The organism is Ruania albidiflava DSM 18029, assembly GCF_000421225.1.
In the GTDB taxonomy this organism is placed as follows: Bacteria; Actinomycetota; Actinomycetes; order Actinomycetales; family Beutenbergiaceae; genus Ruania; species Ruania albidiflava.
The window spans coordinates 1-16,038 of record NZ_ATWL01000017.1 but is presented as its reverse complement, the minus strand read 5'-3'; the positions used below and the strand labels follow the sequence as shown (position 1 = coordinate 16,038).

Annotated in this window: 11 protein-coding genes; 6 read left to right on the top strand and 5 right to left on the bottom strand. The window is 68.8% G+C overall.

The annotated features are described in order from the left end of the window. Window positions 1-44: 44 nt before the first annotated feature. The gene (locus tag K338_RS0115830; RefSeq protein ID WP_022919141.1) at window positions 45-1,511 is read right to left on the bottom strand and encodes a CCA tRNA nucleotidyltransferase; all 1,467 of its coding nucleotides are present in this window, start codon (window positions 1,509-1,511) and stop codon (window positions 45-47) included. Window positions 1,512-1,682: 171 nt separating this feature from the next. Here K338_RS0115830 and K338_RS0115825 point away from each other — a divergent pair, with 171 nt between their 5' ends. The 5 genes from K338_RS0115825 (at window position 1,683) to trxA (ending at window position 9,932) form a co-directional block, all read left to right on the top strand. After that, window positions 1,683-2,207: an NUDIX hydrolase gene (locus tag K338_RS0115825; RefSeq protein ID WP_211218249.1), complete on the top strand. Its 525-nt coding sequence runs from the start codon at window positions 1,683-1,685 to the stop codon at window positions 2,205-2,207. 10 nt (window positions 2,208-2,217) lie between these two features. Beyond that, window positions 2,218-4,665, top strand: a complete 2,448-nt coding sequence (locus K338_RS0115820) for a DUF6049 family protein (RefSeq protein WP_169579575.1) — start codon at window positions 2,218-2,220, stop codon at window positions 4,663-4,665. Beyond that, on the top strand, window positions 4,665-8,501 hold the full coding sequence (gene murJ, locus K338_RS26275) for a murein biosynthesis integral membrane protein MurJ (RefSeq protein ID WP_022919138.1): 3,837 nt from the start codon (window positions 4,665-4,667) through the stop codon (window positions 8,499-8,501). Before K338_RS0115820 ends, murJ begins: the two co-directional genes overlap by 1 nt. Window positions 8,502-8,605: 104 nt before the next feature. Beyond that, window positions 8,606-9,580, top strand: a complete 975-nt coding sequence (trxB, locus tag K338_RS0115810) for a thioredoxin-disulfide reductase (protein WP_022919137.1) — start codon at window positions 8,606-8,608, stop codon at window positions 9,578-9,580. Window positions 9,581-9,605: 25 nt separating this feature from the next. After that, window positions 9,606-9,932, top strand: coding sequence for a thioredoxin (trxA, locus tag K338_RS0115805; protein ID WP_022919136.1), 327 nt, complete (start codon window positions 9,606-9,608; stop codon window positions 9,930-9,932). A gap of 96 nt (window positions 9,933-10,028) precedes the next feature. Here the strand turns inward: trxA and K338_RS0115800 are convergent, their stop codons facing one another. From K338_RS0115800 to K338_RS0115790, 3 genes are all read right to left on the bottom strand, one after another. After that, the gene (locus K338_RS0115800) at window positions 10,029-11,675 is read right to left on the bottom strand and encodes a copper resistance protein CopC (RefSeq protein WP_157612542.1); all 1,647 of its coding nucleotides are present in this window, start codon (window positions 11,673-11,675) and stop codon (window positions 10,029-10,031) included. Window positions 11,676-11,734: 59 nt separating this feature from the next. Then, window positions 11,735-12,469: a YcnI family copper-binding membrane protein gene (locus tag K338_RS23290; RefSeq protein ID WP_022919134.1), complete on the bottom strand. Its 735-nt coding sequence runs from the start codon at window positions 12,467-12,469 to the stop codon at window positions 11,735-11,737. 218 nt (window positions 12,470-12,687) lie between these two features. Next, entirely contained in the window at window positions 12,688-14,430 is a 1,743-nt protein-coding gene (locus K338_RS0115790) for a hypothetical protein (RefSeq protein WP_027286924.1), read from the bottom strand. A 219-nt stretch (window positions 14,431-14,649) separates the two neighbouring features. Between K338_RS0115790 and K338_RS25695 the strand changes: the two genes are divergently transcribed. Then, complete coding sequence (locus K338_RS25695; RefSeq protein ID WP_157612540.1) at window positions 14,650-14,919, top strand: hypothetical protein; 270 nt, start codon at window positions 14,650-14,652, stop codon at window positions 14,917-14,919. 373 nt (window positions 14,920-15,292) lie between these two features. On the opposite strand, the gene K338_RS0115780 is transcribed toward K338_RS25695, so the two are convergent. Further along, a partial coding sequence (locus tag K338_RS0115780) for an LPXTG cell wall anchor domain-containing protein (protein ID WP_022919131.1) occupies window positions 15,293-16,038 on the bottom strand: 746 nt, incomplete at its 5' end.

Sequence of the window (16,038 nt, the reverse complement as noted above, 5' to 3'; positions counted from 1 at the left end):
GGCGGGGGTGGACCCACGGCTTCAGCGGGGGTGGACCCAGGGCTTCAGCGGGGCTGGGCCTCCCACCAGGTGAGCAGCTCCTGGCGAGCCTCGTCCTCGCCGAGGGGGCCGCGCTCCATCCGCAGCGCCAGCAGGTGCTGGTAGGCCTGCCCCACCTGCCGGCCCGGTCCGATGCCGAGGATCGCCATGATCTGGTTACCGTCCAGGTCCGGGCGGATCGCGGCCAGCTCTTCCTGCTCCGCGAGCGCGGCGATCCGCTCTTCCAGGTCGTCGTAGGCGGCGGACAGCCGGGCGGCCTTGCGGCGGTTCCGGGTGGTGCAGTCCGCACGGGTGAGCCGGTGCAACCGCTGGAGCTGGTCCCCGGCGTCGGTGACATAGCGGCGCACCGCCGAGTCGCTCCAGGCCGCTTCACCGTAACCGTGGAACCGCAGGTGCAGGAACACCAGCTTGGTGACGGCGTTGATGGTCGCCTTGTCGAACCGGAGCGCCTTCAGCCGCTTACCAGCCAGCTTGGCGCCGACCACCTCGTGGTGGTGGAAGCTCACCCCGCCGCCGGGTTCCATCCGCCGGGTGGCCGGTTTGCCGATGTCGTGCAGCAGGGCCGCCAGGCGGAGCACCAGGTCCGGGCCGGGGACGGGACCGTCCGGCCCGGTCTCCAGGTCGATCGCCTGGTCCAGCACGGTCAGGCTGTGCTCGTAGACGTCCTTGTGCCGGTGGTGCTCGTCGATGGTCAGCTGCAGGGCGGGCAGCTCCGGCAGCACGTGGTCGGCCAGGTGGGTATGCACCAGCAGCTCCAGGCCCCGGCGAGGTTCGGGGGCGAGCATCAGCTTGACCAGCTCAGCCTGCACCCGTTCGGCCGAGACGATCGTGATCCGCTCGGCCATCGCCGACATCGCCGACATCACGTCCACGTCTACGTCGAAGCGCAGCTGTGCGGCAAACCGGGCCGCGCGCAGCATCCGCAACGGGTCGTCGCTGAACGACTGCTCAGGAGTGGCTGGCGTGCGCAGCACCCCGGCCGCCAGGTCAGCGAGTCCGTGGAACGGGTCGACGAACACCAGGTCGGGCAGACGCAGCGCCATCGAGTTCACGGTGAAGTCCCGGCGGGACAGGTCACCGTCCAGCGTGTCCCCGTAGACCACCTCCGGCTTGCGAGAGTCCGGGTCGTAGGCCTCGGTGCGATAGGTGGTCACCTCCACCACCGCCGCTCCCTTGCGGGCGCCGATCGTGCCGAACTCCCGGCCCATGTCCCAGGTCGCCTCGCCCCAGGTGGCCAGGAGCTCCTCGGTCTGCTCCGGGTGGGCGGAGGTGGCGAAGTCCAGGTCCACGCTGGCCCGCCCGAGGAATGCGTCCCGCACCGGTCCGCCGACCAGCGCCAGCTCGTGGCCGGCGTCCGCGAACAGCTGCCCCAGCTCGATCGCCTGGGGTGCGTACTCGGCGATGACAGTGAGCGCAGTGCGCAGCAGCTCCGTCGGGCTCACCGGAGCGGCAGAGGAGTCAGTGTGGGGCACAGCGTTCTAGGGTGCCACGTTTCCGGACTGGTCGGCCATGCGATGCACCCAGACGCCGCCGGTGCCGGGTCGCTCGGACTCGCGGGACTGCGCCGTCGGCATGCCCTGCCAACCGGACGGCACACCCACGCGGATGCCTCAGCTGCCGGTGCCCTTGATTACAGTGTCGTTATGTCCGCTGCTGTTCCCACCCCCGGGCCCCGGGTGCCCAGGCCGCCGATGGCGCGGCTGCGGCACCCGGACACCCGACACCTGCCGGTGGTGGACGAGACCTCCGCCGGGGGCCTGGTGGTGGACGTGCACGAAGGCCGGGCCTTCACGGCGATCATCGCCCGTCGCAACCGTGCCGGGCGCCTGGAGTGGTGCCTGCCGAAGGGGCACCTGGAGGGTGCGGAGACCGCTGAGCAGGCCGCCGTCCGGGAGATCGAGGAGGAGACCGGCATCACCGGGCAGGTGCTGCTCCACCTGGCGACGATCGACTACTGGTTCGCCGGTCACGACCGGCGGGTGCACAAAGTGGTGCACCACTACCTGCTGGAAGCTCTCGGCGGCGAGCTGACCATCGAGAACGACCCGGATCACGAGGCGGAGGATGTGGCGTGGGTGTCCCTCGCCGAGGTGGCGAGCCAGCTGGCCTATCCCAACGAGCGGCGCGTGGTCGCAACTGCGCGGGACATCCTTGAGGGCCGCCCGTGACGGCCGCGCGGTGAGGGCCGCCGTACGCGCGCGATCGGGCACCGCACCGGCGCGCGGGCCGCGCTGTGGTGTGCTCAGCCGGGTACGCCGCGCCACCGGCGTGCTCGTCGCCTGGCTGGTGGTCGCTGCCACGGTCCTGGGCGGCTGGACCCCCGCGCATGCGGACGAGGCACCGCAGTCGATGGACGTGCAGATCACCGACATGACCCCGGCGGTGCTGCGGCCGGGCGATGACTGGGTGATCCGCGGCACCGTCACCAACACCGGCAGCGAGGAGCTCTCCGACCCAGTGCTGCGGCTCCGGTTCCAGACCTACGTGCCGAGCACCCGGTCCGCGCTGGCGGCGTGGAACGTCTCCGGGGACTCCCTGATCACCGTGGTGCTGGCGGCCCAACAGCTGGGCACCGATCTGCGCCCCGGAGAACAGCACAGCTACGAGATCACCCTCACCGCCGAGGAGTCGCCGTTCTACCCCGGTGCCGCCTGGGGCCCCCGGGGGATCGCGATCGAGGCCACCTCCGGGGACGTGCAGGCGGCCGAACGCACCACAGTGCTCTGGTACCCGGACGAGCAGCAGGTGACCGCACCCACCGAGCTGTCCGTGCTGGTGCCGCTGACCGCCACCGCCCAGGAGTGGACGGAGGCCAGCAGCGAGGGCACCACGTTGGCAGAGGCAGCGGCCGACCGGCTCGGGGCGGTGCTGCAGGCAACTGCCAACCCACGCATCTCCTGGGCGCTGGATCCGGCACTGCTCGAGGCGCAGCCGTTGGGCGCCGAGGCCGCCACCCGCGCGATCGACAGCGACGTGGAACCCGGCGCCGACGAGACCTCCGCCGACCAGGACCAGAACGGGCCCACCGGCGATGCCACCACCTCCGGGCAGACCGGTGGAGCAGACGAGGAGAGCGGTCAGGAGACCACCTCCGCGGAGGAGAACACCGGCACCAGCAGCCCGACGGGCACCGACCCCGCCCAGGCGAGCACCGACGACGGTGGCACGACCTCCCCGGAGGAGCCGACGTCGTCCGCAGACGAAGCGGAGGCACCGACCACCGGGACCGAGCTGGTCGACCAGCTGGCGAACGAGTCCGGTCGGCACGACCTGATCGCCCTGGCCTATGCGGACGCCGACCAGGCCAGCCTCAGCACCGACGCGGGCAGCCAGCTCGCCCGCGCTGGGCAGGACCGGTCCGGCTACCTGTTCGGAGCCCACGACATCCACCCGATCGAGCAGGTGCTGTGGCCGAGCCGCTACGACCTGCAGTCGTTGGACACCGTCGCCCGCTCCGGGGTCGACACTGTGGTGCTGCCCGCGGACAGCCAGCCGGCCCCCGACATCACCTACACCCCGTCCGGGCGGGCCGAGGTCAGCACCGGTGCCGGGACGCTGGAGACCGCCCTGTGGGACACCGGGCTGAGCGGGCTGTTCACCTCCGACCTGACCCCGCTGCAGATCCGGCAGGACCTGCTCGCCCAGACCGCGATCATCACTCGGGAGCGACCCTCGGACGGACGCGGGCTGCTCGCCGTGGCCGCCGATGACGTGGGCATCGACCCAGAGCGGCTGCACGCGGTGACCGAGGCGCTCGCTGCTGCGCAGGACGCCCCGTGGCTACAGCTGACAAACCTGCGCTCGCTGCTCGGCCGCACCGACTCGAGCGAACCACGCGAGGAGGTGCCCGCCGAGCCCACCACCGAACCGGCGCTAGACCACGAGGCGGTCGAGGAGATGAGCCAGGTGTGGTCCACCCTCGAGGCGCACGTGGCGATCACCGACGCCCCGCAACGCTACCTGGGCACCGTCGGCCCGAACGTGCTCGGCACCGTCTCGGCGACGCTCGCCTCCCACCCGGACACCCAGCAGCTGCTCCGGGAGGCTGCCACCGATTCCGAGCAGCAGCTGCAGTCCGCCCTCACCGTGGAGTCCGGTTCCTCGGTGCTGCTCGTCTCCGCCGCCGGCGACCTGCCGATCAGCATCCAGTCCCAGCTGCCGGTACCGGCGGACGTGACCGTGCGCCTGGTACCCGCCGACCCGCGGCTGCGGGCCGAGCAAGAAGTCACCGCCACCCTCCGTCCGAACAGCACGACGACCGTGCGGATCCCGGTCACCGCAGTCTCCAACGGGAACGTGGACGTGCACTTCGAGGTGCTCACCCCGGGCGGGCAGGTGCTGCTGGCCAGCGGGGAGCCGTTCAGCGTGCGGGTGCGCGCCGACTGGGAGAGCACCGGCACGGTCATCGTGGCCAGCCTGCTGGTGATCGGCTTCATCATCGGTCTGATCCGCACCATCCGGCGCGGTCGCCCACAGACCCGTGCCGCAGCCGCCGCAACCTCCGGGCAGAAGGTCACCGTCGAGGACGGCCCTGCTGCTACCGAACCGCCCACCACCGACGAGCACGATGACCGCCACCGGGCAGGCCACCGCCCGCCCACCGACCCGCACGAGGACGGACCCTGATGGCCGCACGCACCGGACTGGCCGGCTCCGCGGCGCTGATGTTCTCCGGCACCCTGGTCTCCCGGGCGCTGGGGCTGGCCCGCAACGCGTTGATGATCGCTGCGATCGGCGTGACCGGCAGCGGCGCCGCCGACTCCTTCTCGGTGGCGAACAAGCTGCCGAACATCATCTACATGCTGCTCGCCGGCGGCATCCTGAACGCGGTGCTGGTGCCGCAGATCGTGCGCGCCATGCGGCACCGGGACGGCGGCGCGGAGTACGTCAACCGCCTGCTGACCGTCGCCGGGGCAATCATGCTCGGCGTCACGGTGGTGCTCACTGCTGCCGCACCGTTGCTGATCTCGATCTACGCGGCCGAGTTCCGCAACGGTCCCTGGGCCACGCTCGCGGTGACATTCGCGGTGTGGTGCATCCCACAGCTGTTCTTCTACGGCATGTACACACTGCTCGGGCAGGTGCTCAACGCCCGCAGCAACTTCGGTCCGTACATGTGGGCACCAGCGCTGAACAACGTGATCTCCATCGCCGGGCTGGTGGCCTACCTGGTGGTCTACGGATCCTACGAGGTGGGGGCGGTGCCGGCCGACGCCTGGGACGGTGGCCGGATCGCAATGCTCGCCGGACCGTACACGTTCGGTGTGGTGATGCAAGCGTTGATCCTCGTCGTGCCGCTGTATCGGTCCGGGTTCCGGTACCGACCACGGTGGGGGCTGCGCGGCAGCGGGCTGGGCTCGGCGGGCAAGGTGGCGATGTGGGCCTTCGCAGCGCTCGCCGCCGGGCAGGTGGGCTACCTGGGCGTGTCCAACCTGGCGGCCGCGGCGGGTACCGAGGCAGCCACCGGCGGCGCCGTGGACCCGACCATCGCCGGCAACGCCGCCTACGACAACGCCTTCTTCATCTTCATGCTGCCGCAGTCGCTGATCACGGTGTCCCTGGTGACGGCACTGTTCACCCGGCTCTCCGAGCACGCTGCGGGGCAGCAGACGTTCCGGGTGCGCGACGACCTCTCCCGGGGTCTGCGCACCCTGGCGGTGTTCACGATCTTCGCCGCTGGGGCGCTGGCGGTGCTAGCGATCCCGCTCACCCAGGTGGTGCAGTTCGACCAGGCAACGTTCGCCTCCTACCGGGCGATCGGGCACGTGCTGGTGGCGATGCTCATCGGGCTGCCTGCGATCGCCGTGTGGACGATGGCCCAGCGGGTGTACTTCGCCTTCGAGGACACCCGGTTCCTGTTCTACATCCAGGTGCCGATGGCGCTGGTGCAGATCGGCGGCAGCCTGGCCTCGTTCCTGCTGCTCGAGGTGCACTGGTGGGTGGCCGGCGCCGGGCTCGCCACGACCGCATCCAACACGCTCGGCGCCCTGGTGGCCTACCTGGCGCTGCGCCGCAAGCTGCCGAACCTGGACGGTGGCCGAGTGCTGCGCACCCATCTTCGGGTGCTGCTGGCCGTGCTTCCCTCGATGGCCGCAGGCTGGGGGCTGCTGCACCTGTGGGGCGTGCACACCTCGTTCCTGGGTGCCCTGCTCCGGGTGCTGCTCCTCGGCGGGCTGATGGCACTGATCTACTACGTGCTGCTGCGCCGGATGCGGGTGACCGAGCTGGACCAGCTCACCGAACGGGTGGGCGCGATGCTCGCCCCGGTCACCCGCCGGCTGTCTCCGTTGACGAGACGGCTCAGGATCCCCGAGCGCGCGCGTACGATATGGGCGACGATCGTTGCAGCAGACACGGGGAACGGAGGGCCGCGGGTGGACCGAGCCGCTGAGCTCGCCCTCCAGAGCGGGGACACGGTCGCCGACCGGTACGTGCTGGACGCGCCGGTGGCCACCGGTCTTCCGCATGCCTCCGCCTGGGTCGGGCAGGACGAGATCCTGCAGCGGCCGGTGCGGGTGACGGTGCTTACCGGTACCCACCGCGAGGAGGCCCTGGACGCGGCCCGGCGAGCCGCCCTGGTCCGCGACGACCGGTTGGCCCGCATCCGCAGGGTCGGCAACCACGAGGACGTCGCCTACGTGGTCACCGAGCCGCTGGACGGTGCCTCGCTGGCGGACCTGGTGGCTGACGGGCCGCTACCGCATGCGCAGGCGCGGGCACTGGTCGGGAACGCGGCCACCGCGCTGGAGACCGCCCGCAAGCGCGGGGTGCACCACCTGGCGCTGAGCCCCCGGTCCGTGCACCTGACCCACGACGGGCAGGTGGTGGTGACCGGACTTGCGCTCGCCGCCGCCCAGTCCGGTATCGAGGTACCGGACGCGGCCACTGCCGCACGCGCGGACGCTGTCGGCCTGGTGCAGCTGCTGTACACCGCGTTGACCGGTACCTGGCCGGGGGAGGAGCCGCTGGCGGCCGGCGTGCCGCTGGCTCCGCGCTCCGGCGCTGCGGTGCACCCACCCGCCGAGGTAGTCGAAGAGGTGCCGCACGACCTGGACACGCTCTGCTCGGTCACCTTCGGCCCGCACCAGGACGGTCCCTACACCCCCGGTGAGCTGGTCCGCGAGCTGCAACCCTGGGACCGGCTGGAACCGCTGCCAGGTAACGCAGAGGATGCTGCCGATGACGGCGCGACCCACCGGGGCAGCGCTGGTACGGCTGCCGTGGTCGGTTCCGTGGCCGGCACCGCCATCCTGCCCACGCCGGGGCGGGGGCTGCGCACCGGTGCCGCCGCACCCGCAGCACCGGCTCCGGGCGGCCCTGCACCTGGGATGCCCGCCGAACCACCGACCGGCGCAGCGCCGGGTGGTGCTGCCGCACCAGCCGAGGAGTCGGACGCCACCTCGGCACCCACGGCGAGCGCCGGGGACCCTGGCGTGGTCGCGGCACCGCAGGACGACCCCGCCCCGCAGGCCGACGGTACGGGCGAGGCTGCCGGCGGGCCACCTGCTGGAGTGCTTCCGGCCCCTGGATCCCCGCCGTCTGCTGCCCACCACGCTGGCTCCGCTCCGGCGCGACCGGTACCGCCCACCCAGGGCTGGGACCTGCCCGCCGCCTCGTCGCCGGCGGCGGACGGCCGGTCCGGGGAACCATCGCGCACACTTGCCGACGACCTGTCTGCAGCCGCCGGAAAAGTGGCGGCCGGAGCAGGTAAGGTTGCGGCCGGTGCGCGGGGCCTGATCGACCGGGTTCGCCCCGACGAGGAGGTCGAGGAGGCGACGATGCTGCCTGGTTCAGGTGACGACGGCCCGTCCCGCCGGGAGCGGTTCAACCCGACCCCGTGGGTGATCTTCGGGATGATCATCATCCTGGTGCTCGCGCTGATCCTGGCGCTCGGGTCGCTGCGCGACGCCCGCACCTCCTTCCGTCCCGAGGACGTCACCACGCCACCGCCTGCGCAGACCACCGAACCGACACCGGAGGAGACCACTGAGGAGCCCTCCCCCAGCCCCACGCCGAGCCCGACGCCCACGGCGGCCGACATCGAGTTCGAAGAAGCGGTCTCCCTCGACCCGTCCACCGGCAGCGGGGACAACGCAGATCTGGCCGAGCAGGCGATCGACGGCGACGCGGACACGATCTGGCGTTCCCTGCGGTACGACAACCCCCAGTACGGGATGAAACCAGGGCTAGGTTTCGCCGTCATGCTGGAGCAACCTACGACCGTGACCTCGGTGACCTTGGACGTGCAGGGTGAGGGCGGCGTCGTCCAGATCCGCAACACCAGTCCGGACGACCCGAGCGGCGGTGAAGTGCTCGCCGAGGGCGCGATGGGCCCGGACACCACCTACACCTTGTCCGAACCGACCGAGCTCGAGGCGATCGTGCTCTGGTTCCCCGAGCTGCCAGAAGCCGCCTCCGACGGGCGCAACCGGATCGAGCTCGCCGAGATCACCGCGAACTGACAACAGAACACCTCACCCGCTCGAACACCTGGCGACCGCGGAACAAAGCGGCCACCGCCGGTGGTTGACTGGGTGGTAAGCCATTCTCAGCAGAAGGACCGTCCATGCCTCAGGCACCCGATCCCCACGACGTCATCGTCATCGGCTCTGGCCCCGCCGGGTACACCGCCGCTGTGTACGCTGCCCGCGCCGGACTGGAACCGGTGGTTTTTGCCGGTTCGATCACCGCTGGCGGTGCGCTGATGAACACCACCGATGTGGAGAACTACCCAGGGTTCCCCGACGGTGTCCTCGGTCCGGAGCTGATGGAGAAGATGCAGGCGCAGGCCGAGCGGTTCGGCGCCGACGTGCGCTACGAGGACGTCACCTCGGTGCAGCTCGAGGGCCCGGTGAAGACTGTGGTGAACGACGACGGGGAGCAGTTCACCGCACGCGCAGTGATCTTGGCGACCGGATCCGCGTACAAGGAGCTGGGCGTCGCCGGGGAGAAGGAGTACTCCGGGCGGGGGGTGAGCTGGTGCGCCACCTGCGACGGGTTCTTCTTCCGTGACCAGGACATCATCGTGGTCGGCGGCGGGGACTCGGCGATGGAGGAGGCCCTCTTCCTCACCCGGTTCGGCCGCACCGTGACCGTGGTACACCGGCGGGACGAGCTGCGCGCCTCGAAGATCATGGCTGACCGGGCGCTGGCGGACGAGAAGATCACATTCGCGTGGAACTCCGAGGTCGCGGCGATTCACGGTGATGAGAAGGTCACCGGAGTGACCCTGCGGGACACGGTGACCGGTGCGGAGCGCGAGGTCGGTGCCACCGGCATCTTCGTGGCGATCGGCCACCTGCCGCGCACCGAGCTCGTCGAGGACCAGGTGATCCTGAACGCCGAGGGTTACATCGACGTGGACCACCCCAGCACCCGCACCAACCTCGACGGCGTCTTCGCTGCTGGCGACGTCGTGGACCACCACTACCGCCAGGCGGTGACCGCCGCCGGCACCGGCTGTGCGGCTGCCCTGGATGCAGAACGTTATCTGGCCGCCAAGGATGCGGAGGCCGCCGCCGACCGCGCCCTGGTCGGCTGACCCACCATCTGATCGGAGAACTGAGATGTCTGCTATCACCGCTACCAGCGACGCCACCTTCCGCACCGATGTGCTCGAGGCCGACAAGCCGGTCCTCGTGGACTTCTGGGCCGACTGGTGCGGTCCCTGCCGGCAGGTCGCCCCGATCCTGGAGGAGATCGCGGCAGAGAACGCTGAGAAGATCCACGTCCGCAAGCTTGACGTGGACGCCAACCCGCAGACTGCTGCCGCCTACAACGTGGTCTCCATCCCGACGATGAACGTCTACGCCGGCGGCGAGGTGGTCAAGACGATCATCGGCGCGAAGCCGAAGAAGCAGATCCTCGCCGAGCTGGCCGAGTTCCTCGGCTGAGGCCGGGCCGGAGTCACGCAGTGGCTGGGTCTGCTGTCGTTGTTGATTCTGCGCTCTGACCAGCGCCTACTCCCATGGCCGCTGATCCGGGGCCGTTCAGGGCACCGTGACTGGGACTGTGACGATCGGTTCGGCGAACTGGGACACCCGCGCAACCACCTCGACCTGCCACTCACCTGCGACTGGTAGGGACAGCTCCGCGGTGTACTCACCGGTGCTCGGGTCGAGCTCCGGACTCACCTCGAACGGCCCGAGGTCGTGCTCCGGAAGACTGACCTGGACGGCCACCTCCTCGGGAGTGGCGGGTTCGTCCTCGTACCTGAGGGTGAAGGAGAGGTCGTTGTCACCGACCTGTGCCGGCTCGACCACGCCATCGATCGCGAGTCCTTGGCCGACCGCGCTGATCGAAGCAGGTTCGGCAGCACCGGCCTGCTCGGCCGACATGTCGTGGTGCTCGTGCGTGGGGCTGAGGTTGGTGAGGAACCCGGTGATGATGAGCACCACGACCAGCAGCGCCGCTTCGGACTGCAGTGTTCGGACCAGGTGTCGCCAGCGCGGATGACCGGCTGGTCGGGCCGAGACTGCTGGCAGCAGCCGGAACCGGTTGTAGGCCGCGATGCCCAGCACAGGTGCGAGCACCCCGAGCTTGGCCAGGAGCGTCCAGCCGTACCCGGTGCTGACCAGCGTGCTGAAGGTTCCGACGATCCGGACCGCCATGATGGTGCCGCTGATGGCCAGGATCGCGACGGTCCAGGCGGCCAGAGCGGAGAACCGCTCGATGATCTGAGCGGCGCGCACGGGCCCGGACTGTGCACCGGCGACGACGCGTGCCGCCGCCAGCACGAGCAGCAGCCCGACAACACCACCGGCCCAGAAGCTACCGACCAGGAGGTGGCCAAGGTCGGCGGCGACCATCAGTGCCCGGGGCGCGATGAGCTGGCTGTGTCCGACCAGCACCGGTGCGCTGAGTGCGAGAAGGGCGGGCAGGAGTGGGAGCATGTGCAGCTGTCTGCGGTCAAACGTGCGGGTGGCCAGGGCATACGCTCCGACCACACCCAGGAGCACGACGGCAGCGGCGGTCACCGGACCCCAGAGGAGGCCGGCACGCCACGCTGCTGGGCTGATGATCTCCTGGAGCGGAGAGCCGGTGACGTTCAGCGCGGATACCGGCACCAGCAGGATGGAGGCCACCAGCGCCCCGGCCCCGGTGCAGCGCAGCACGAGTGCTGACCGTGCGTCGATGCGGCCACGGTTGCGCAGCACGATGCGGTCGAAGAGGTTCAGGCCGGCGAAAACGAGCAGCGAGACGTACTGCAGCCCCGTCAGCACGCTCACCGCCAACTGGGTTGCCTGCGGGCTCTGCTGGTCGGCAACCGGCACAGGAGCAGATCCACCGGCGTCGCCGATCGTGAACGAGATGGCTCCGGAGATCGGGTGCCCGTCCGCCGACACGAGACGGTAGCTCAGCGCATAGCGTCCGTCCTCGGCGTCGGCGGGGAAGGGCGCGACGACCTGTGTGTCGCTGACCTGCGCATCGACGACGACGGGCTCGTCCGCACCGATAAACAGTCGGACACCGCCGTCGACGAGCTGTACGGGTTCGTTGAACGTCAGCACCACCTCAGTGGGTGGGTGCTCGAGCGCGGCACCGTCCTCCGGTGTGGTGCTCAGCAGCTCTGCATGTGCCGATGCGGTCTGTGCTGCCACGACGATGAGCAGGCCGCTGAGCACGGTTGCTGCCACCACGCCGAGGGTCCACCGGATGATTCGCCTGTGCTGGTGCCTCCCGGTGCGGTGAGCCCTCACGCCTTGTTGCGCCCCCGGAACAGGGCAACCACCCCGAGGACCAGACCGATGGCGCCGATCGCCAACGCCGTGACCACGAGGGGCATCTGGTCCGAGGAGGCAGCAGATGCTTCCTGGTCACCGACAGTCTCAGTGGTGACGTCCGCGGTGTCGCTCTGCTCCGGAGAGCTGCTCTCGCCTGGTGCGACCACGTCGACGTTCGGTGCCGGAGAGTCCAGCTCGTCGGCATCCTGGCCGTCGTCAGGTATCTGCACCCAGGCGGTCTCGCCCTGCTCGCAGGTCTGCACAGTCGGGAAGTAGAGCGTGGAGCCGGCAGCGTCCTCCGGGATCTGCAGGGACAGCTCGAAGGTGTCCCGTTGCCCGTCCGGCAGCGGTGTGCTGGCCGTGTACACCACCTGTGCGACGCGTTCGGTGATCTCGTTGCCGTGGCTGTCGGCGATGGGCGCGTCGAGGTCTTCCATTACCTCCTCGACTGAGTACATGGCGTTGCGCGTCGGCGTGATTGCCTGGATCCCCTCGGGGACCTGGATTGCGACCTCGGTCGTGGCGCTGCCCTCGCACCCGTGTGGAACGCTGACCGTCAGGATCTCGTAGGCCCCGGCCTCCACAGCGTCTTCCGCGATGCTCACGTGCGCGTTCGCAGCAACGGCGCCTCCCAGGACGAGTCCGGCGGCGACTGCAAGCGTCCCGCCAGCCACGAGCGCGGACCGCCTGGTCCGTTGTGTCCTCATCTTGCCTCTCCCTCTCCTCCCGCACGGCACTGAACCGCCGGCTCAACCCCGCTGGATCCGCATCCGCCTGTCGGCGGCACTGACATCAGCCAGCACCGCCGACAGGTCGGTCATCCGTCCGCAGACCCGCCGCGTCTGGACCGAGATCGGCCCTTCGGTAGGCGGCCCTGCGGCGGCCACTCCTCAGGACCTGCCTGAGGAGTGGCCGGCGCCGGTTCTCACTGCATGGAGTAGTTGCACACGAACCGGTAGGAGGTGACCGTGGAGTCGTCCGCCTGGTCGACGAACGTCACCGTCACCGTGTTCTCACCTTCGCTGGGTGTGAACGTCACCGAGCAGTTGGTGGACTCTCCAGCAGCCAGCGTCTCCGCGCCACAGGTCATCTCACCCACATCGGACTGACCGCCCAGCGTGATGCTGCTCCCGGTGTTGTTGGTCACCGGAATCGTCATCTGGACCTGCTCACCGGCACCCTCCGGAGTGTCGGCGGCCGGGATGACCTCCACGCTCGGCTGGGTCACGGTGAAGTCCGCGGTGTTCGAGCCACCGTTGTCACCACCGTCGTTCCCGCCGTTCCCGTTGTCACCGCCGTCGTTCTCGGTGTCATCGGTGCCGTTGTAGGTGAGTGCGAACTCGAAGGAGCTCGACTTGGAGCTGTCCGCCTGGTCGACGAACGTCACCGTCACCGTGTTCTCACCTTCGCTGGGTGTGAACGTCACCGAGCAGTTGGTGGACTCTCCAGCAGCCAGCGTCTCCGCGCCACAGGTCATCTCACCCACATCGGACTGACCGCCCAGCGTGATGCTGCTCCCGGTGTTGTTGGTCACCGGAATCGTCATCTGGACCTGCTCACCGGCACCCTCCGGAGTGTCGGCGGCCGGGATGACCTCCACCACAGCCTGGTCGATGGTGAAGACCGGCGTGCCTGCACCGTCTTCAGGGTCACCACTGTCGTCCGAGCCGCCACCGAGCACCGGCAGGGAACCCAGCAGGTCATCGGTGGGCAGCGAACCCAACAGGTCATCGGTCGGCAGACCGTCCAGCAAACCGTCGGTGGGCAGGCCCTCCAGCAGGTCGCCGGTCGGCAGACCGTCAACCAGGTCACCCGTGGGCAACGAACCCAACAGGTCATCGGTCGGCAGGCCGCTCGTTCCATCGGAGCCATCGGTCCCGTCGGAACCATCAGAGCCGTCAGAGCCGTCAGAGCCGTCCGGCGCGGTGTAGGTGACCTCGAACTGGAAGGAGGCGGCCGTGGCGTCGTCCGTGCCATCGGTGAATGTCACCGTGACCGTGTTCTCGCCTTCCGTCGGGGTGAAAGTCACCGAGCAGGTCGTTGACCCCCCAGCAGCCAGCGTCTCCGCCTCACAGGTCATCTCACCCACATCGGACTGCGCAGCCAACGAGACAGTGCTTTCGCCATCGTTGGTGACCGGGATGGTGACGGTGAGCTGCTCGCCCACCCCCTCTGGTGTGTCAGCCGCGGCGATAACCTCCACCACAGCCTCCTGCACCGAGAAGATCACGTCACCAGGAGCGCCATCGGCACCATCGGCACCATCGCTCGGCTCTCCGCCCAGCACCGGCAGGTCGCCCACCAGGTCACCGGTCGGCAACCCGTCGAGCAGACCACCGTCGCCACTGTCTCCACCGAGGACGCCCGAGAGCGACTCCAGGGTGTGAATGTTCTCCGTGATCTGGAGGACCTCGAGGATCTCAGTGGGGTTCCCGCTCGAGACGCTCTCCAGCGCGGTCTCCCAGAGCAGTCGCCAGATGTCGACGTGGTCGCCGGCGAACGTCACGTAGTCATTGAGATTGGTCAGCGTCTCTGGATCGAGTCGGTCCAGAATGTCCGACGCGTCCGTCGTCTCCCAGATGTACGTGGGGTCCGTGAGCATCTCTGGTGTCGGCAGCCCGGGAATGATCAGGTCTGAAAGGTCGGCCAGCTCTTCAACCGACGGCACATTCAGAGTTGTCAGATCATTCGTGTCCAGCGGGATACCAATGCCACCACAAGATGTCAGCAGGGTCACATAATCCGTGCCGTGCCCCTTCACATGCGAAGGGTTGAAGACAGGGATCCATCCCAGCGGGCCACCGTAGATATCGATGATTGGCATGTCTGAGTTACCAATGGCACCGCTGGCCAGCGAGAGGACCAGATTCTCATAGGTGTCATCAGTGTGGAACTCATTGAAGTGAGAGAAGGTCCCGATCAGCGGAATGCCATCCTCGTTGGCCCACATGTGGTCCAAGAAGAAGGTGCAGGCGTCGCCGCCGCCCTCATGGCCTCCGTGACCGCCACCTCCATGGCCGCCCCCGTCTCCGTCGGCGGCACCGTCACCTCCATGCCCGCCATGCTGCCCTTCAGCATGGGCACCATCGGTTGCGTCAGCCCCGGTGGCGCTGACCAGCTGGGCGTCCGCCTCCTCGTCTGGTGCTGCCATCGCTGAGGACATCAGGCCTACGCTCGCGGCCGCAGCCACAGCCACGGACGCCATCGCGCGACCTGTCCGCCGGGTGAGTGTCGGCGACAGCTTCCTTCCTTGCTGTTCGTGCTCCGGAACACCTGTTTGGCGTTCCCATGTCTTGGATGACATGTTCTTCTCCATTCTCGATACTGCGATTCTTGGAATTTCTTGCCACCAAAAGATCGCGTCGTTCGTGGAATCAGTTGTCCCTCAGAGGTTTCAAGGGATGCCTTTGACAATCACTTGTTGATGGTTGACATCACTCCAATACTTGTGCGTCGGCCATCTGGCACGAAAGACCTCACAAGCCGCCGACCTCAGAATGAGACGAGCCCGGGGCTCCCAGGGTCTTGGCTCAGTGCGTCGCTGCTCGACGCCGCAGCAGCAGGCCAGCCAGGATCAGCATGGCCGCGATTCCGGCAAGCGCCCAGCTGCTGTCACCGGTCGATGGAAGCTCCGAGAGCGACTCCACCTGAACGGGGGAGACACCAACGGAACTATCGCTCGGACCGCTGATCTGAGAGATCCCGCCTGTGACAACGGATCCACCGGTGACGCCCCCACCTGTCACGACTGAACCGCCACCCACTGGGGTCACGCTCCCGCCTGTGACGTCAGAGACGTCCGAAATTCCCGCCGTGCCACTTGGGTCGGCACTTCCTGCCGGACGCTGATAGGTGAACTGGTAGGTCGCCGCCCTCGCCGGATCGGCCCCGTCCATGAGCACGACGGTTACGGCGTTCGTCCCGTCAGCTGGAGTGAACGTCACTGCGCAGGTCGCTGAGTCTCCGACGCCCAATGACGTCGCGTCGCAGGTCAGCTCACCAACGTCCGACCGAACGACCAGACTGTCGACAGGGGTGTCGGCGTTGTTGGTAACAGTGATCGTCAACCGAGCCTGATCCCCTACGCCGTCCGGAGTCTGGGTGGCCGGGATGAACTCGATGCTGGCGTCGTCCACGGTGAAGGTCACGGTGTCTGAGGCGTCATCGGAGCCGTTGGAACCGTCAGTGTCGTCGGTGTCCTGAGAACCGCCGGTCCCATCGGTCCCGTCAGAGCCATCGGAACCGTCAGTCCCGTCAGAACCATCGGTGCCATCAG